The organism is Sphingomonas sp. DBB INV C78, assembly GCF_042693015.1.
Lineage (GTDB): Bacteria > Pseudomonadota > Alphaproteobacteria > Sphingomonadales > Sphingomonadaceae > Sphingomonas_E.
Window position 1 is genome coordinate 1,619,608 of record NZ_CP170544.1, and the last position, 16,073, is coordinate 1,635,680.

The following is a 16,073-nucleotide window of genomic DNA, read 5'->3' on the forward strand; positions in this document are numbered from 1 at the left end:
ATGGCCGTACATTCGCTCGCCTATCTGGTCATAGGCGCCCGCGATCTCGATGCCTGGACGAATTATGCCGAATCGGTGATCGGCGCGATGCGCGCGGATTCGGGTGCGGAAGGCGTCCTGCATTATCGGTTGGATCACCGCCCTTTCCGCTGGCGGATCGAGGGCGGCGATGCCGACAAATTGCTCGCCACCGGTCTCGAATGCGCAACGCGCGAGAATTGGGACAAGGCACTCGCCAACCTCAAGGGTGCGGGTGTCGCGGTCGAAGTGGCCAGCGCCGCCGAAGCCAGGGCGCGCGGCTTCCACGATCTGTTCCGCTGCGTCGATCCCGCGGGCAATCCGCTGGAGATCGGCTGGGGCCACACCGTCGCCGGCACGCCCTTCGTCTCGCCCCAGGCGGTCGACGGCTTCATCACGCTCGACGGCGATCTCGATATGGGCTTCGGCCACGCCGTACTGCCCGCGCAGAACATCGACGAGACGCGCGCTTTCTATGTCGATCATCTCGGCTTCGCCAATTCGGACGAGATGCGCGTCTTCATGGCTGGCGGCCCCGACGATCCCGGCATGGGCATGCACTTCCTGCACGCCGGCGGCCCGCGCCACCATGTGATCGGCCTCGCCCAGTTCCCGGTCCCCTCGGGCCTGGTCCACACCATGGTCGAGGTCGCTACGCTCGATGAGGTCGGCATGGCGCTCGATCGCGCGCTCGCAGCGGGCACGCACATCTCCTCCACGCTCGGCAAGCACACCAACGACAAGATGGTCGGCTTCTACATGCGCACGCCGGGCGGCTTCGACGTCGAATATGGCTTTGGCGGCATTCGCCCCGACTGGAACAATTTCACCCCCACCTTCACGATCAAGGAAGACCTGTGGGGCCACAAATGGGATTTCGGCCAGTGACTGAAGTAACTTTCGACAAGCGCATGACGGTCGACGAGATCGTCGGCCAGCTCAAGGACGGCATGACGATCGGCATCGGCGGCTGGGGCCCGCGGCGCAAGCCGATGGCCCTGGTCCGCGCGATCCTGCGGTCGCCGCTCAAGGATCTCACCATCGTCGCTTATGGCGGCGCCGATGTCGGCATGCTCTGCGCGGCCGGCAAGGTGAAGAAGCTGATCTTCGGCTTCGTCTCGCTCGATGCCATTCCGCTCGAACCCTATTTCCGCAAGGCGCGCGAAAGCGGCAAGCTTCCCGATATTCTGGAGCTCGACGAAGGTATGTTGCAGTGGGGCCTCAAGGCCGCCGCGATGCAGTTGCCCTTCCTGCCGACCCGCGTCGGCCTCGGCACCGATATCGCCACCCATGGCAAGTTCGAAACGGTGAAGTCGCCCTACGCCGATGGCGAAGTGCTGCTGGCGATGCCCGCGCTCAAACTGGATGTGGCGCTGATCCACGTCCACCGTGTCGACCAGCGCGGCAACGTCCAGGCGCTCGGCCCCGACACCTATTATGACGAATGGTTCGCCAAGGCCGCGGCCAAAACCTACGTCTCGGCCGAGGAAGTCGTCGAGCGCATGGACCAGAGCTATCCCCAGGACGCCAAGGCCAATATCTTCGAACGCTGCTTCGTGACCGGCGTCGTCGAGATCCCGCAGGGCGCCCACCCGACCTCGCTGCCGCCCAGCTATGGCTGGGACATGGGCCACTTCAAGGCCTATGCCGCGAGCGCGGGCGAAGAAGGCGGTTGGGACAAATATATGGCCGAAGTGATCGGTCCCGACGAAGCCCATTATCTGGCCGCCGTGGGCGGCGCCGAGAAGGTGGCCAAGCTGCCGCTCCCGATCTTCTGAGGATATAGGCATGAGCGTTTCTGATTGTTCGCTGGCCGAACTGCTGATCGTCGCCTGTTCCGAGGCGTGGCGCGGCAATGGCGAAGTCGTCGCCACCGGCATCGGCCCTGTCCCGCGTCTCGGCGCGGGCCTCGCCAAGCTGACGCACACCCCTCAGCTGATGATGACCGACGGCGAAGCCTTTCTCGTCGAAGAACCCGTTCCGATCGGCCCGCGCGGCTATGACGATCGCAAGGCGGCGGGCTACCTGCCCTTCTCGCGCTTCTTCGATTCCGCTGTCTGGACCGGCCGTCGCCATGCGATGGTTACGCCCACGCAGATCGACAGCTTCGGCCAGACCAACCTGTCCTATCTCGGCGGCACATATCAGCAGCCGAAGACGCAGATGCTGGGCGCGCGTGGCTTCCCCGGTAACAGCATCTACCACATCAACTCGATGTTCGTGCCCTTCCACTCGAAGCGCACGTTCGTCGAGGGCGAGGTCGATATGGTGTCGAGCGCGGGCTACAATCCCGCGCGTCGCATCCCCGGCGGCAACTATTCCGGCATCGATCTGCGCGTGATCGTCACCAATCTCTGCGTGATGGATTTCGGCGGCAGGGATAATGCTATCCGTGTCGTCTCGCTGCATCCTGGCGTGACCATCGATCAGGTGCGCGCAGCGACCGCCTTCGATCTGCAGGTGGACGGCGATCTGCCGACCACGCCGCTGCCGACCGAAGAACAGCTCGCCATCATCGCCAGGCTTGACCCGCACAACCAGCGTGCGACCGTGATCAAGGACAATCCCCCGGCGATCACCAAGGAGTCCGTGGCATGAGTGCTGGCGCCGCGCAGGCAACCGTTCCCGTCCTCGACGGCTGGTTCACTACTGACGGCGCGGCGCCGCACCTGATCGGCACGCGCTGCTCGGCTTGCGGGACCTATTATTTCCCCAAGCTGGAAACCTTCTGCCGCAACCCGGATTGCGAAAGCTCGCAGTTCGAGACGGTGGAGTTGTCGCGGACGGGCAAGGTCTGGTCCTTCACCAACGCCTGCTACAAGCCGCCCGAACCCTATATCGCCGCCGAGCCCTTCGTGCCCTACGCGATCGCCGCGGTGGAGCTTGAGCGCGAGAAGATGGTCGTGCTCGGTCAGGTCGTCGATGGAGTCGGTGTCGAAAGCCTGAAGGCCGGCATGGACATGGAGCTGGTACTCGAAACCATCCCCGATGCCACCCTGCCCGAAGGCAAGCTCACCTGGAAATGGAAGCCCGTGGAAGGAGCCGGCCAATGAGCGGCGAGATCGCGATCATCGGCGTCGGCATGCACCCCTGGGGCAAATGGGGCCGTAACTTCGCCGAATATGGGGTCGCAGCCGCACAGGCCGCGATCCGTGACGCCGGCATTCACTGGCGCGACGTACGCTTCATTTCGGGCGGCGGCACCGTCCGCAACGGCTATCCGGGCTATGTCGCGGGCGCCACGATCGCACAGGCGCTCGGCTGGCAAGGTGCGGAGGTGAACACCAGCTACGCAGCCTGCGCTTCCGGTTCGCAGGCGCTGGCCGCAGCCCGCACCAAGATCCTGTCGGGCGATTGCGAGGTCGCACTCGTCGTCGGCGCCGATACGACGCCCAAGGGTTTCCTCGCCCCGGCCAAGGGTGAGCGCCCGGACGATCCCGATTGGGTCCGCTTCCGCGTCGGCATCACCAACCCGACCTATTTCGCGCTCTATGCGCGCCGCCGCATGGAAATCTACGGCGACACGCAGGACGATTTCGCACTGGTGAAGGTGAAGAATGCCGAACATGGCTTCACCAACGAATATGCGCGCTATCGCAAGAAGTTCACGGCGGAGGACGTCGCCGCTTCGGCGATGGTGGCCGATCCGCTGCGGCTGATGGACGTCTGCGCCACTTCCGATGGCGGCGCGGCCTTGATCGTCTGCAGCCTCGATTACGCCCGCAAGATCGGCAAGGGCGATGCCGTCCGTATCGCCGCAATCTCGACGGTGACGCCGAGCTTCCCGTCGGCGCTGGTCGAGATGCCCGATCTCGCCACCGACAGCGCGGTTGCAGCCGCCCCGCTCAGCTTCCGTTCGGCACTGCCGACCAAGGCTTATGAGCAGGCCGGCGTCGATCCCAAGGACGTGTCGGTTGCGGAGGTCTATGACCTGTCGACCGCACTCGAACTCGACTGGATCGAGGATTGCGGGCTGTGCGCCCGCGGCGAGGCCGCCGCCCTCACCCGCTCCGGCGCCACGAAGATCGGCGGGCGCATTCCGGTGAACCCGTCGGGCGGCCTGGCCTGCTTCGGTGAGGCCGTGCCTGCACAGGCGCTGGCCCAGGTCTGCGAGCTGACATGGCAGCTCCGCGGCCAGGCGGGCGACCGCCAGGTCGAAGGGGCGAAGGTTGGAATCACCGCGAACCAGGGCCTGTTCGGCCATGGCTCGTCCGTGATCGTGGTGCGCTGATGGCTTATGATCCCCTCTCGAACATCCTGACCGAGCGGCTGGGCTGCCGCGTGCCGGTGATCCAGACCGCGATGGGCTGGGTCGCCGAACCCTCGCTCGTCATCGCATCGACCAATGCCGGCGCCTTCGGTTTCCTCGGCGTCGCGGTGATGACGCCCAAGGAAGCGGCCGAGAAGATCAAGATCGTCCGCGACGCGACCACCGCGCCGTTCGGCGTGAATTTCCACATGTTCCAGCCGGGCGCGTCGGAGATCGTCGATCTCGTCATCGCCAACAAGGATCGCGTGCGCGCCGTCAGCTTCGGCCGCGGCCCGGACAAGAAGATGATCCAGCGCTTCAAGGACGCGGGCATCCTCTGCGTGCCGACCGTGGGCGCGGTGAAGCACGCGCAGAAGATGGTCGAACTCGGCGTCGACATGGTGACCGTGCAGGGCGGCGAAGGCGGCGGCCATACCGGCGCCGTGCCGACCACCGTGCTGCTGCCGCAGGTGCTGGATGCCGTGAAGGTGCCGGTGATCGCCGCTGGCGGTTTCGCTGACGGCCGCGGCCTTGCCGCCGCCCTCGCCTTCGGTGCCGTCGGCATCGCCATGGGCACGCGCTTCCTGATGACGCAGGAAAGCCCGCTGCCGCAGAAGGCCAAGGACGTCTATCTGAAGGCCGGCACCGACGACATCATCGTCACCAAGAAGATCGATGGCCTGCCCCAGCGCATGGTCCGCACGCCCCTGTTCGACAAGATCGAAAGCTCGGGCACGATCGGCATGTGGCTGCGCGCGATGGAAGGCGGCCTCGAAATGAAGAAGCGCACCGGCGCGAGCTGGGGCGAGATGATCGCCGCGGCCAAGGGCATGACCAGCCATGGCGGCCTCAGCTTCATGCAGGCGATGCTCGCTGCCGCCGCGCCGACCCTGATCCAGAAGGCGGTGGTTGAAGGCGATATCGAGAATGGCCTGCTCGCCACCGGCGTAGTCGGCGGCCGCATCAACAAGCTGCCGACTTGCGCCGAGCTGATCGCCGACATCGAGCGCGAAGCCCGCGCCCATATCGCCGCGCTGACCGGCGCCCCCGCTGCCGCAACTGCGGCGGCCTGAGGAGAGACAGACTATGCCCATCCGCACCCATGTCGAGGATCGCATCGGCGAGATCATCATCGATCATCCGCCGGTCAACGCGCTCGATTCCGACGGCTGGAACGAACTGCCCGAACATATCGCTGCGATGGGCGAGCGCGAGGATGTGCGCTGCATCCTGATCCGCGCCGAGGGCAAGGGCTTCTGCGGTGGCGTCGACATCAAGGAGATGCAGGCCAATCCGGGCCTCATCACCAAGCTCAATCGCGGCAATTACCGGACGTTCAAGGCGATCCATCACAATCCGCTGCCCGTCGTCACCGCGGTCCACCGCTTCGTGATCGGCGGCGGCATCGGCATCTGCGGCGCGTCCGACGTCGTGATCGCGGCCGAGGACGCCTATTTCTCGCTGCCCGAGGTCGATCGCGGCGCGATGGGCGGCGCCAGCCACCTCCAGCGCATGTTCCCGATCCAGAAGGTGCGCGCGGCTTTCTTCACCGGCGGCAAGATCGACGCGCAGGAAGCCTATCGCCTCGGCGCGGTCGAGATGGTCGTCCCCAATGACCAACTCCACGCGAAGGCCCGCGAATTCTGCGCGGTGATCGCCGGCAAGAGCCGCAAGGCGCTGACCATAGCCAAGGAAGCGCTCAACGGCCTCGAGCCGCGCGACGTCGATCAGGGCTACCGCTGGGAACAGGGCTTCACGCTCGAAATGTATATGCACGAAGACAGCCAGAAATCGCGGGACGCCTTCGTCCACGACAAGGGCCAGGCGGCAAAGTTCTGACGATGGATCTGAACTACACCCCCGAACAGATCGCCTTCCGCGCCGAGGTCCGCGCGTGGATGGAAGCCAATGTTCCGAAGACTCCGTTGAAGACGCTGGAAGGCCGCGAAGGCTATGACCAGCATGTCGAATGGGAACGCACGCTCGCATCCGGTAACTGGGGCATGGTGACGTGGCCGGAAGCCTATGGCGGCCGCAATCTCGATCTGATCCGCTGGCTGATCTTCGAGGAAGAATATTATCGCGCCAAGGCGCCGCTGCGCGCCAACCAGAACGGCATCTTCCTGCTCGGCCCGACCATCATGGAATATGGCACGGACGAGCAGAAGGCCCGTTTCCTGACGCCTATGGCCAAGGGCGAGATCATGTGGGCGCAGGCCTGGTCCGAGCCCAATGCCGGTTCGGACATGGCCGCGATCCGCAGCCGCGCGGTTCGGGACGGCGATCATTATATCATCTCCGGTCAGAAGACCTGGTCCAGCCGCGCAGCCTTTGCCGACTGGTGCTTCGGCCTGTTCCGCACCGATCAGGACAGCAAGCGCCACAAGGGGCTGAGCTTCATCCTGCTGCCGCTCAACTCGCCGGGCGTCACCGTCCGCCCGATCCGCCAGCTCCATGGCGAAACCGGCTTTGCCGAGATCTTCTTCGACGAAGTGCGTGTGCCCGTGGAAAACCGCATCGCCGGCGAAGGCGAAGGCTGGAATGTCGCGATGGCGACGGCCGGCTTCGAGCGCGGCCTGATGCTGCGCTCCCCTGCCCGCTTCCAGGCGACGGCGAAACGACTGGTCGAACTGTATCGCAAGCATGAGGCGACCGCGTCGCCCGCGGCGCGCGAAGCCGTTACGCAGGCGTGGACCGATGCCGAGGCCTATGCGCTCAACACCTATATGGTGGCGTCCACCATCCAGGCGGGCGGGCATATCGGCGCGGAAGCGAGCCTCAACAAGATCTTCTGGTCGGAGCTTGACCGCTCGATGCACCGGACGGCGATGAGCCTGCTCGGCGCCGCGGCAGAACTCCGCACTTATGCCGATGGCAGCCTCAACGAGTGGCTGGAAGGCTATATCTTCTCGCTCTCCGGGCCGATCTATGCCGGATCGAACGAGATCCAGCGCAACATCATCGCCGAGCGTCTGCTCGGCCTGCCGAGGTAAGGCGCCATGGATTTCCGCTTCACCGAGGATCAGGTCACGCTGCGCGACAGCGTGCGCGAATATCTCGAAGGCACGCACACGCCCGAACTGCTCCGCAAGCTCGACGAGCATGGCAATCGCGACCCGCAAGTCTGGGACAGCCTCGTCGAAATGGGCCTCGCCGGCCTGCTTGTGCCCGAGGATCAGGGCGGCCTCGGCATGGGTCTGGTTGAAGCCGCTTTGATCGCGGTCGAACTCGGCCGCGCAGATGTCAGCGAGCCGATCGTCGATACCGCCTTCGTCGCAGCACCCTGGCTAGTGGCGAAGGGCCAGACCGCACGCCTGGGCGACATCGCCACCGGCGCGCTCGAGGTCGCGCTCGCGCATGACGTGAACCCGTGGGTGGCCGATCTTGATCAGGCCGGCGCCGTCATTTCGAACGGCAAGCTGGCGGATGTCCCTGCATCGCCTGCCGCCATGGATTCGGTCGACCCGCTTCGCCGCTTGTTCGATCGCGGTGATCTGGGCGGGAATGATTCCCTCCTGCTCGACCTCGCGGCCTTGATGTCGGCGGCGCAACTCATCGGCGCGGCAGACCGGATGCTGGCGCTCGCGGTCGATTACGCCAAGCAGCGCGAACAGTTCGGCCAGCCCATCGGTTCGTTTCAGGCGGTCAAGCACCATGCCGCCTCGGTCGCGGTGAAGGTAGAATTCGCCAAGCCCGTGCTGTGGCGCGCAGCTTACGCACTCCAGAACGGCCACGCCCGCGCACCCATCCACATCAGCCACGCCAAGCTCGCCGCCACCGACGCCGCGATCTTCGCCGCCGAAACCGCGATCCAGATCCACGGCGCGATGGGCTACACCTATGAGGTCGACCTTCATTTCTGGATGAAGCGCGCCTGGGCCCTTGCAGGCGCCTGGGGCGATCGCACATTCCATATGAAACGTATCGATGACGCCGTGATCGGCAGCGGCATCGACCTTGGCCCCGATCGCACCTTCGCAAGCGAGTTGATCCATGCCTGAAGCCTATATCGTCGACGCCATCCGCACCCCCACCGGCAAGAAGAAGGGCAGCCTTGCGGCCATGCACCCGGCCGATCTCGGCGCGATCCCGATCAAGGCGATCATCGATCGCACCGGCGTCGATCCCGATGCGATCGACGATGTCGTCTGGGGCTGCGTCGACGCGGTCGGCCCGCAGGCCGGCAATATGGGCCGCACCTGCTGGCTCGCCGCCGGCTATTCGGAAGCCGTTCCCGGCGTCACCATCGATCGTCAGTGCGGCTCCTCGCAGCAGGCAGTCCACTTCGCCGCGCAGGGGGTGATGAGCGGCACGCAGGATCTGGTCATCGCCGGCGGCGTCCAGAACATGAACGCCATCCCGATCTCTTCGGCCATGGTCGCTGGTCAGGCGCTCGGCTTCGAAACCCCCTTCTCGGGCTCGCCCGCCTGGGAAGCGCGCTACGGCAATGAGGAAGTGAACCAGATCTACGCGGCCGAAAAGATCGCGACGACCTGGGGCATCAGCCGCCACGACATGGAAGTGTTCGCGGCCGAGAGCAATGCGCGTGCCGAGCGCGCCATCGACGAAGGCCGTTTCGACAGCCAGATCGTCCCCGTCGGTGATTTCAAGATGGACGAAACCGTCCGCCGCGGCACCACGCTGGAAGGCCTCGCCAGCCTGCGTACGGTGCGCGAGGGCGGCCTCATCACCGCTGGCGTGTCGAGCCAGATTTCGGACGGTGCCGCCGCCCTGCTGATCGCCAGCGAACGCGCGGTGAAGCAGCATGGCCTGAAGCCCCGCGCCCGCATCCACAATCTCACGGTCCGCGGTGATAGCCCGATCTTCATGCTGACCGCGCCGATCCCCGCGACCAAATATGCGCTCGCCAAGGCCGGCATGAAGCTGTCGGACATCGATCTGGTCGAAATCAACGAAGCCTTCGCTTCGGTCGCCCTCGCCTGGGCCAAGGATCTCGACGCCGATCTCTCCAAGGTCAACGTCAATGGCGGCGCCATCGCGCTCGGCCATCCGCTGGGCGCCACCGGCGCCAAGCTGATGACCACTTTGCTCTATGAGCTGGAGCGTACCGGTGGCCGCTATGGCCTGCAGACGATGTGCGAAGGCGGCGGCCTCGCCAACGTGACGATCATCGAACGGCTCTGATGCCGGTCTACGCCTTCGAAGGGCTCGTGCCCGTGGTCGATCCGGCGACCTATCTGCACCCGACTGCGGTGCTGATCGGCGACGTCGTGATCGGCCCGGGCTGCTATATCGGCCCGGGCGCCTCGCTGCGGGGCGATTTCGGCCGGGTGGTCGTCGAAGGCAATGCCAGCGTGCAGGACAATTGCACGCTCCACACCTCATCCGAGAGCGATGTCGTCGTCGGCTTCGGCTGCACGATCGGCCATGGATCGGTCCTCCACGGCTGCCGATTGGGCAAGAACGTGCTGGTCGGCATGAACAGCGTCGTCCTCGATGATGCGGAGATCGGCGAGGACAGCCTGATCGGCGCCCTGAGCCTGGTGAAATCCGACATGCGGGCACCGGCGCGCAGCCTGATCGCCGGCAATCCGGCCAAGGTCGTGAAGGAACTGCCGGCGGACAAGATATTCTGGCGGATGGGCGATGACGGCGAATATGTCCGCCTCGCCCGCCGGTCGCTCGCCGACCTCGTCGAATGCGAACCCCTGACCGCGATGGAGCCGAACCGTGGCCGCCCCGAAGGCGGCGCGCGTGCCGTGCGCTTCACCCGGTCGAACTGAGACTGATACGGAGGAATATAAAGTGGGCATCTGCGAAGGTCGCGTGGCGATCGTCACCGGGGCGGGCAATGGTCTGGGCAAGGCCTATGCGCTGGGCCTCGCCGCCGAAGGCGCCAAGGTGGTCGTCAACGATCTCGGCGTCGGCACGCATGGCGAAGATGGCGCGACCAAGGGCGCGGCCGAACTGGTCGTCGAGGAAATCCGCGCGGCGGGCGGCGAAGCCGTGGCTGACACCGGCGACGTCGCCGACTGGGATGCCGGCAAGCGCATGGTCGATCTCGCAGTGTCCACCTTCGGCCGCCTCGACGCGGTGGTGAACAATGCCGGCTTCGTCCGCGACCGCATGTTCGTGTCCTGCACGCCCGAGGAATGGGACGCCGTCACCCGCGTCCACCTGCGCGGTCATTTCTGCACCAGCCGCCATGCCGTCGATTATTGGCGCGCCCAGCAGAAGGCCGGCAACCCGATCGATGCCCGCATCATCAACACCACCTCCGGCGCGGGCCTGCAGGGTTCGGTCGGCCAGAGCGCATACTCGGCCGCCAAGGCCGGCATCGCGACGCTGACTTTGGTTCAGGCGGCCGAGCTTGCCCGCTATGGCATCACCGCCAACGCGCTCGCCCCCAATGCCCGCACCCGCATGACCGCCACCGCCTTCGACATGAGCGTGGCGGAAGGCGAATTCGACGTGTTCGCGCCGGAAAATATGGCGCCGCTGGTCGCCTATCTCGTCAGCGAGCAGTCAAAGAAGGTGACGGGCCAGGTGTTCGAGCTGAAGGGCGGCAACATCTTCCTGTCGCAGGGCTGGACCGACAGCCCCAATTTCGACAAGGGCGCCCGCTTCACCGCCGCCGAACTCGCCCCGATCGTCGAGAAACTGGTCGCCAAGCGCGAGCCCGCCAAGCCCGTTTACGGGACCGCCGGATGATGAAATCAGTCCACCTCGCACCGTTCGTCCCGAGCGAAGTCGAGGGACGTGCCGCAAGCGCAGCGCCAACGTGTCTCGACTTCGCTCGACACGAACGGGTTATGCCATGACTGGATTGACCGAAGACCAGATTTTCATCCGCGATAGCGCGCGGGATTTCCTGCGCGATCAGGCGGATTTCGATCGGCTGCGCAAGGCCGTCGACGGCGCCGGCTGGGATCGCGATCTCTGGTCGAGCTTCGCCGGCGAACTGGGTTTCGCCGGCATCGGCATTTCCGAAGCCCATGGCGGCGCGGGCCTCGGCCCGGTCGAACTCTCGCTGATCGCTGAAGAACTGGGCCGCACGCTGGCGCCGATCCCGTGGTTCGAAACCGCGGTGCTCGCCGCCACGGCCCTGTCGGAGGCCGGCAGCGAAGCGCAGCAAGCCGCCCTGCTTGGCCCGATCGCCCGTGGCGAGACCATCGCCACGCTGGCGATGCGCGACGCCGCCGGCCGGCCCCTGCCCGATGGCATCGGCCCGGTACTCACGAAGCACGGCGAAGGCTGGCGGCTGTCTGGCCGCGCGCATTTCGTGCCTTTCGGCGATGTCACGGACCTGCTGATCGTCGCCGCGCGCGAAGCGGGATCCAGCGGCTGGAACGGCATCAGCCTCGTCGCAATTCCGGCAGCTGGCCTTGCCCGGGAAGCGCTGACGTCACTCGATCTCACCCGCCCGCTCGCGCATGTCGATCTCGACCTCGCCATCGATGCCGGCGCCATTCTCGGTGAGGCTGGAACCGCCGGCCCGGCGCTCCGCCGCACGCTCGCCATCGCATCCGGCATCCTCGCATCCGAACAGGTCGGCGGGATGCAGCGCACGCTGGACGAGACGGTCGATTATTCGAAGCAGCGCGTGCAGTTCGGCCGCCTCATCGGTTCGTTCCAGGCGATGAAGCATCGCATGGCCGACATGAAGCTGTGGCTCGAAGCCGCGCGCTCCGCTGCCGCCATGGCCGCGGATGCCATCGCCCGTGACGCGGACGACATGGAAACGCTCTGCGCCTCGGCCCGCACTTATTGCTCGGACGCCTATCTCCGCACCACAGCGGACGGCATCCAGCTCCATGGTGGCATCGGCTTCACCTGGGAACATCACGCCCATCTCTTCTTCAAGCGCGCACGCGGCACCGCGAGCCTGCTCGATTCCCCCGCGCATCATCGCGAGCTCGTTGCTCGTGCAATCATCGATACGGATCAAGCCGCATGACCAGCATCCCCGCTTACCCCACCCCCGTCGGCCTGCTGAAGGGCAAGACCGTCGTCGTCACCGCTGCGGCCGGCACCGGCATCGGCTTCGCCACGGCCAAGCGCGCGGCGGAGGAAGGTGCCACCGTCCTCATCAGCGATTTCCACGAGCGTCGCCTGAACGAGGCGGCGGACAAGATCGCGGCCGAAGTGGGCACCCGCCCCTTCGTCCAGATCTGCGACGTGACGAATGAAGATCAGGTCCAGGCGCTGCGTGACGCTGCGATCGCCCAGCTTGGCCATGTCGACGTGCTGATCAACAATGCCGGCCTCGGCGGCGAGGTCGATGTCGTCGACATGACCGACGACCAGTGGAACCGCGTGCTCGATGTGACGCTGACCAGCGTGTTCCGCATGACCCGCGCCTTCCTGCCGCACATGCAGGGCCGCAAGACCGGCGCGATCGTCAACAACGCCTCCGTGCTCGGCTGGCGCGCGCAAAAGGGCCAGGCCCATTATGCTGCGGCCAAGGCTGGGGTGATGGCCTTCACCCGCTGCTCGGCTGTCGAGGCCGCCGAACATGGCGTCCGCATCAACGCGGTCTCGCCCTCGATCGCGATGCACGCCTTCCTCGCCAAAGTGACGACCGACGATCTCCTCGCCGAACTCACCAAGCGCGAAGCCTTCGGCCGCGCCGCCGAGGTGTGGGAAATCTCCAACGTCATGCTGTTCCTGGCCTCGGACCTTGCCAGCTACATGACCGGCGAAGTCGTCTCCGTCTCGAGCCAGAGGGCCTGAGCATGACGGCGAAGATCTACGCCAAGCCGCACGACCTGATCGGCCAGGAAGGCACCAAGCTGGGGCCGACCGAATGGCTGACGATCGACCAGAAGCGCATCGACGGCTTCGCTGACGTAACCGGCGACCATCAGTGGATTCATGTCGACACCGAACGCGCCAAGACCGGCCCGTTTGGCCGCACGATCGCTCATGGCTATCTGACGCTCAGCCTCGCCAACTTTTTCCTGCCCCAGCTTATCGAGGTGCAGGGCTTCGCCCATGCGGTGAATGTCGGCACGGACAAGACGCGCTTCCTCGCCCCCGTGCCCGAAGGATCGCGCATCCGGGGGGTGGGCGAGATCGTGAATGTCGAGGAGATCAAGGGCGCGATCCAACTCGTCGTCCGCATCACCATAGAGATTGACGGCGGTGACAAACCGGCCTGCGTCGTCGACACAATCGGCCGTTACTTCCCGGAGTAAGAGAGAGATGCCAAGCCACGAACAGATGGTTGCTGCCGTCAACGGCTATGTCGCCGCCTTCGACAAGGGCGACCCCGCAGCCGTGGCCGCATTGTTTGCGCCCGACGCAACGGTGGAAGATCCGGTCGGCACCGACGCGCACAAGGGCCATGACGCGATCCTCGCCTTCTACACCATGTCGATGCAGACCGGCGCGAAGCTGAAGCTCGAAGGTCCGGTCCGCACCGCGACCAATTATGCCGCCTTCGCTTTCTCCGTATCCTTCGGCCACAGCGCCGATGCGCGCGTCGACGTGATTGACACCTTCAAGTTCAACGACGAAGGCAAGGTCGTCGAAATGCGGGCCTATTTCGGCCCGAACAACATGCAGGGACTGGGTTAAGACATGCGTGAAGCCGTCATCGTTTCCACCGCCCGCACGGGCGTCGGCAAGGCCTATCGGGGCGCGTTCAACGACACCGAGGCGCCTGTCCTTTCGGGTCATGTGGTGAGGGCGGCTGTCGAGCGCTCGGGGCTCGACCCCAAGCGCATCGACGACATCTTCATGGGCGTCGGCACGCAGAGCGGCACGCAGAGCTACAATCTCGGTCGCCTGACCGCGGCAACCGCTGGCCTGGGCCAGAGCGTTGCCGGCTTCGCGCTGGATCGCAAATGCGGTTCGGGCCTGACCGCCGTGGCGCTCGCCGCCCGCTCGATCATCGCCGGCGATATCGACGCAGCGGTGGCGGCGGGCACCGAGTCCATTTCGCTCACGCTCACCAAGCACGCCTCGACCTATCGCAATCGCAGCAAGGCCGTGATCGCGGCCGAGCCGCATGCCTATATGGCGATGATCGAAACCGCCGAAATCGTCGCCGATCGCTACAATATCAGCCGTGAGGATCAGGACGCCTTCTCCGCCCAGAGCCAGCAGCGCGCTGGCGCGGCGACCGACGCCGGCCGCTTCGCCGACGAGATCGTGCCGATCACCGTCGAGAAGGCCCTGTTCGACAAGGAAGGCAACGAAACCGGCAAGGAAAGCGTCACGCTCGATCGTGACGAGGGCATTCGCGGCAACACCACGGCCGAGGCGCTCGCCGCGCTGAAGCCGGTGTTCAAGAATGGCGAGGTGATCCAGGAAGGCCGCTTCATCACCGCGGGCAATGCCAGCCAGCTTTCCGATGGCGCTTCCGCGCAGGTGGTTGTCGATCGCGCCATTGCCGAAAAGGAAGGCCTGCCGATCCTCGGTATCTATCGCGGCTTCCAGGTCGCCGGCTGCGCGCCGGAGGAAATGGGCATCGGCCCAGTCTTCGCCATCCCGAAGCTGCTCGATCGCGCCGGCCTCAAGGTATCGGACATCGGCCTTTGGGAAATCAACGAGGCCTTCGCCAGCCAGGCGCTCTACTGCCAGCGCAAGCTCGGCATCGACCCCGAATTGCTCAACGTCAACGGCGGCGGCATCGCCATCGGTCATCCCTTCGGCATGACCGGATCGCGCCTCGTCGGCCACGCGCTGATCGAGGGCAAGCGCCGCGGCGTCAAATATGCTATCGTCTCGATGTGCATTGCCGGCGGCATGGGCGCAGCCGGGCTGTTCGAGATCGTCTGATGATCACGATCAACGTCACGACCCGGGACGGCGAACGCCAGCAGATCGACGGCGTGGAAGGAACTGCGCTGATGGAAATGCTGCGCGATGCCGGCCTTGGCGTCGACGGCACCTGCGGCGGCATGTGCTCCTGCGGCTCATGCCACGTCTATATCGGTGACGGCGCGGCGCTGCCCAAGCCGACCGAGGACGAAAGCGACATGCTGGAAGGAATGGCGGAAATCGTCGAGGTCCGCCACTCCTCCCGCCTCTCCTGCCAGGTCATGCTGAAGCCCGAGTTGGACGGCCTCGAAGTCGAGATCGCGCCGCAATTCTGACAAGACACCGTCATCCCGGCCTTCGCTGGGATGACGCCGTTTAGACGCGCAACCCCGTCAACCATTCCGCGATCATCTGCCGCCCCGCCGCGACCGCATTCGGCCCATGTGCATCATGGTGCGCACGCAGTTCGTCCGCGCTGCTGCCCACCGCAGCGATCGCATCCGGCCATTGTTCCAGCCAGCTATGGAAGCGCGGATCCTCGCCCATCTCGGCATGGAATTGCAGCGCGAGGATGTTGGGGCCGCGCCGGAAGGCCTGATGCGCGTAGAGATCGGTCGATGCCAGCAGTTCGGCACCCTCGGGCAGATCGAACGTATCGCCGTGCCAGTGCAACATCGGCAGTTCCGCCAGATGCCGCAACGGTGACGACGCCCCCTGCCCGTTGAGCGTCACCGGCGCGAAGCCGACCTCCTGCCGGCCACCGGGATAGACCCGCGCGCCGAGCGCCGCCGCCATCATCTGCGCGCCAAGACAGACGCCGAGAGTCGGCCGGTCGGCCGCCAGCCGCTCGCCGAGCCGCCGCACCTGACAGGCGATCCAGGGATGCCGGTCGATTTCGTAGACGCCCATCGGGCCGCCCATCATCACCACCAGGTCGGGCGCGACGATGTCGATCTCCGGGAAGCCCGGATCGGTGACGTCGACGCGATCGACCTCGAAGCCTGCGGCCTCGATCGGGGCACGGAACCCCGCAACGCCCTCCACCGGGACGTGCCGGATGACGAGCGCGCGTTTCAAG

The 16,073-nt window shown here is 65.7% G+C and carries 19 protein-coding genes; 18 read left to right on the plus strand and 1 reads right to left on the minus strand.

The window, feature by feature from the left end; genetic code table 11:
* The 18 genes from ACFB49_RS07730 to ACFB49_RS07815 all read left to right on the plus strand — a co-directional run bounded on the left by ACFB49_RS07730 (position 1) and on the right by ACFB49_RS07815 (position 15,330).
* A complete protein-coding gene (locus ACFB49_RS07730; protein ID WP_380878069.1) occupies positions 1-906 on the plus strand; it encodes a VOC family protein in 906 nt (301 codons plus the stop codon).
* Complete coding sequence (locus tag ACFB49_RS07735; RefSeq protein ID WP_380878072.1) at positions 903-1,796, plus strand: CoA transferase subunit A; 894 nt, start codon at positions 903-905, stop codon at positions 1,794-1,796. Before ACFB49_RS07730 ends, ACFB49_RS07735 begins: the two co-directional genes overlap by 4 nt.
* Before the next feature lie 10 nt (positions 1,797-1,806).
* Positions 1,807-2,616 carry a CoA-transferase subunit beta gene (locus ACFB49_RS07740; RefSeq protein WP_380878075.1) on the plus strand — a complete coding sequence of 270 codons (810 nt, stop codon included), beginning with the start codon at positions 1,807-1,809 and terminating at the stop codon, positions 2,614-2,616.
* The gene (locus tag ACFB49_RS07745; protein ID WP_380878078.1) at positions 2,613-3,071 is read left to right on the plus strand and encodes a Zn-ribbon domain-containing OB-fold protein; all 459 of its coding nucleotides are present in this window, start codon (positions 2,613-2,615) and stop codon (positions 3,069-3,071) included. Before ACFB49_RS07740 ends, ACFB49_RS07745 begins: the two co-directional genes overlap by 4 nt.
* Positions 3,068-4,249, plus strand: coding sequence for a lipid-transfer protein (locus ACFB49_RS07750; RefSeq protein WP_380878080.1), 1,182 nt, complete (start codon positions 3,068-3,070; stop codon positions 4,247-4,249). Before ACFB49_RS07745 ends, ACFB49_RS07750 begins: the two co-directional genes overlap by 4 nt.
* A complete protein-coding gene (locus tag ACFB49_RS07755; protein ID WP_380878082.1) occupies positions 4,249-5,340 on the plus strand; it encodes an NAD(P)H-dependent flavin oxidoreductase in 1,092 nt (363 codons plus the stop codon). The genes ACFB49_RS07750 and ACFB49_RS07755 overlap by 1 nt, the downstream gene beginning before the upstream one ends.
* A 13-nt stretch (positions 5,341-5,353) precedes the next feature.
* The gene (locus ACFB49_RS07760) at positions 5,354-6,106 is read left to right on the plus strand and encodes an enoyl-CoA hydratase family protein (protein WP_380878084.1); all 753 of its coding nucleotides are present in this window, start codon (positions 5,354-5,356) and stop codon (positions 6,104-6,106) included.
* A gap of 2 nt (positions 6,107-6,108) precedes the next feature.
* The gene (locus ACFB49_RS07765; RefSeq protein WP_380878087.1) at positions 6,109-7,260 is read left to right on the plus strand and encodes an acyl-CoA dehydrogenase family protein; all 1,152 of its coding nucleotides are present in this window, start codon (positions 6,109-6,111) and stop codon (positions 7,258-7,260) included.
* 6 nt (positions 7,261-7,266) lie between these two features.
* Entirely contained in the window at positions 7,267-8,268 is a 1,002-nt protein-coding gene (locus ACFB49_RS07770; RefSeq protein ID WP_380878089.1) for an acyl-CoA dehydrogenase family protein, read from the plus strand.
* Positions 8,261-9,412, plus strand: coding sequence for an acetyl-CoA C-acetyltransferase (locus tag ACFB49_RS07775; protein ID WP_380878092.1), 1,152 nt, complete (start codon positions 8,261-8,263; stop codon positions 9,410-9,412). The genes ACFB49_RS07770 and ACFB49_RS07775 overlap by 8 nt, the downstream gene beginning before the upstream one ends.
* Positions 9,412-10,011 carry a gamma carbonic anhydrase family protein gene (locus ACFB49_RS07780; protein ID WP_380878094.1) on the plus strand — a complete coding sequence of 200 codons (600 nt, stop codon included), beginning with the start codon at positions 9,412-9,414 and terminating at the stop codon, positions 10,009-10,011. Before ACFB49_RS07775 ends, ACFB49_RS07780 begins: the two co-directional genes overlap by 1 nt.
* Before the next feature lie 22 nt (positions 10,012-10,033).
* Complete coding sequence (locus ACFB49_RS07785) at positions 10,034-10,939, plus strand: SDR family oxidoreductase (RefSeq protein WP_380878096.1); 906 nt, start codon at positions 10,034-10,036, stop codon at positions 10,937-10,939.
* 106 nt (positions 10,940-11,045) lie between these two features.
* On the plus strand, positions 11,046-12,185 hold the full coding sequence (locus tag ACFB49_RS07790; RefSeq protein WP_380878098.1) for an acyl-CoA dehydrogenase family protein: 1,140 nt from the start codon (positions 11,046-11,048) through the stop codon (positions 12,183-12,185).
* Complete coding sequence (locus ACFB49_RS07795; protein ID WP_380878100.1) at positions 12,182-12,961, plus strand: SDR family oxidoreductase; 780 nt, start codon at positions 12,182-12,184, stop codon at positions 12,959-12,961. The genes ACFB49_RS07790 and ACFB49_RS07795 overlap by 4 nt, the downstream gene beginning before the upstream one ends.
* Positions 12,962-12,963: 2 nt before the next feature.
* Positions 12,964-13,425, plus strand: a complete 462-nt coding sequence (locus tag ACFB49_RS07800) for a MaoC family dehydratase (RefSeq protein ID WP_380878103.1) — start codon at positions 12,964-12,966, stop codon at positions 13,423-13,425.
* Positions 13,426-13,432: 7 nt separating this feature from the next.
* Positions 13,433-13,807, plus strand: coding sequence for a nuclear transport factor 2 family protein (locus ACFB49_RS07805; RefSeq protein ID WP_380878105.1), 375 nt, complete (start codon positions 13,433-13,435; stop codon positions 13,805-13,807).
* A 3-nt stretch (positions 13,808-13,810) separates the two neighbouring features.
* Positions 13,811-15,013: a thiolase family protein gene (locus ACFB49_RS07810; protein WP_380878107.1), complete on the plus strand. Its 1,203-nt coding sequence runs from the start codon at positions 13,811-13,813 to the stop codon at positions 15,011-15,013.
* Positions 15,013-15,330 carry a 2Fe-2S iron-sulfur cluster-binding protein gene (locus ACFB49_RS07815; RefSeq protein WP_380878109.1) on the plus strand — a complete coding sequence of 106 codons (318 nt, stop codon included), beginning with the start codon at positions 15,013-15,015 and terminating at the stop codon, positions 15,328-15,330. The genes ACFB49_RS07810 and ACFB49_RS07815 overlap by 1 nt, the downstream gene beginning before the upstream one ends.
* Positions 15,331-15,370: 40 nt before the next feature.
* Here the strand turns inward: ACFB49_RS07815 and ACFB49_RS07820 are convergent, their stop codons facing one another.
* Entirely contained in the window at positions 15,371-16,072 is a 702-nt protein-coding gene (locus ACFB49_RS07820; RefSeq protein WP_380878111.1) for a glutamine amidotransferase, read from the minus strand.
* Position 16,073 lies beyond the last annotated feature (1 nt).

Bases quoted from the DNA above. Each gene is read 5' to 3' on its own strand.
- ACFB49_RS07750 (WP_380878080.1), top strand. From the start codon at position 3,068: ATGAGCGGCGAGATCGCGATCATCGGCGTCGGCATGCACCCCTGGGGC.
- ACFB49_RS07755 (WP_380878082.1), top strand. From the start codon at position 4,249: ATGGCTTATGATCCCCTCTCGAACATCCTGACCGAGCGGCTGGGCTGC.
- ACFB49_RS07795 (WP_380878100.1), top strand. From the start codon at position 12,182: ATGACCAGCATCCCCGCTTACCCCACCCCCGTCGGCCTGCTGAAGGGC.
- ACFB49_RS07780 (WP_380878094.1), top strand. From the start codon at position 9,412: ATGCCGGTCTACGCCTTCGAAGGGCTCGTGCCCGTGGTCGATCCGGCG.
- ACFB49_RS07730 (WP_380878069.1), top strand. From the start codon at position 1: ATGGCCGTACATTCGCTCGCCTATCTGGTCATAGGCGCCCGCGATCTC.
- ACFB49_RS07800 (WP_380878103.1), top strand. From the start codon at position 12,964: ATGACGGCGAAGATCTACGCCAAGCCGCACGACCTGATCGGCCAGGAA.
- ACFB49_RS07745 (WP_380878078.1), top strand. From the start codon at position 2,613: ATGAGTGCTGGCGCCGCGCAGGCAACCGTTCCCGTCCTCGACGGCTGG.
- ACFB49_RS07760 (WP_380878084.1), top strand. From the start codon at position 5,354: ATGCCCATCCGCACCCATGTCGAGGATCGCATCGGCGAGATCATCATC.
- ACFB49_RS07770 (WP_380878089.1), top strand. From the start codon at position 7,267: ATGGATTTCCGCTTCACCGAGGATCAGGTCACGCTGCGCGACAGCGTG.
- ACFB49_RS07775 (WP_380878092.1), top strand. From the start codon at position 8,261: ATGCCTGAAGCCTATATCGTCGACGCCATCCGCACCCCCACCGGCAAG.
- ACFB49_RS07765 (WP_380878087.1), top strand. From the start codon at position 6,109: ATGGATCTGAACTACACCCCCGAACAGATCGCCTTCCGCGCCGAGGTC.
- ACFB49_RS07790 (WP_380878098.1), top strand. From the start codon at position 11,046: ATGACTGGATTGACCGAAGACCAGATTTTCATCCGCGATAGCGCGCGG.
- ACFB49_RS07740 (WP_380878075.1), top strand. From the start codon at position 1,807: ATGAGCGTTTCTGATTGTTCGCTGGCCGAACTGCTGATCGTCGCCTGT.
- ACFB49_RS07810 (WP_380878107.1), top strand. From the start codon at position 13,811: ATGCGTGAAGCCGTCATCGTTTCCACCGCCCGCACGGGCGTCGGCAAG.
- ACFB49_RS07805 (WP_380878105.1), top strand. From the start codon at position 13,433: ATGCCAAGCCACGAACAGATGGTTGCTGCCGTCAACGGCTATGTCGCC.
- ACFB49_RS07815 (WP_380878109.1), top strand. From the start codon at position 15,013: ATGATCACGATCAACGTCACGACCCGGGACGGCGAACGCCAGCAGATC.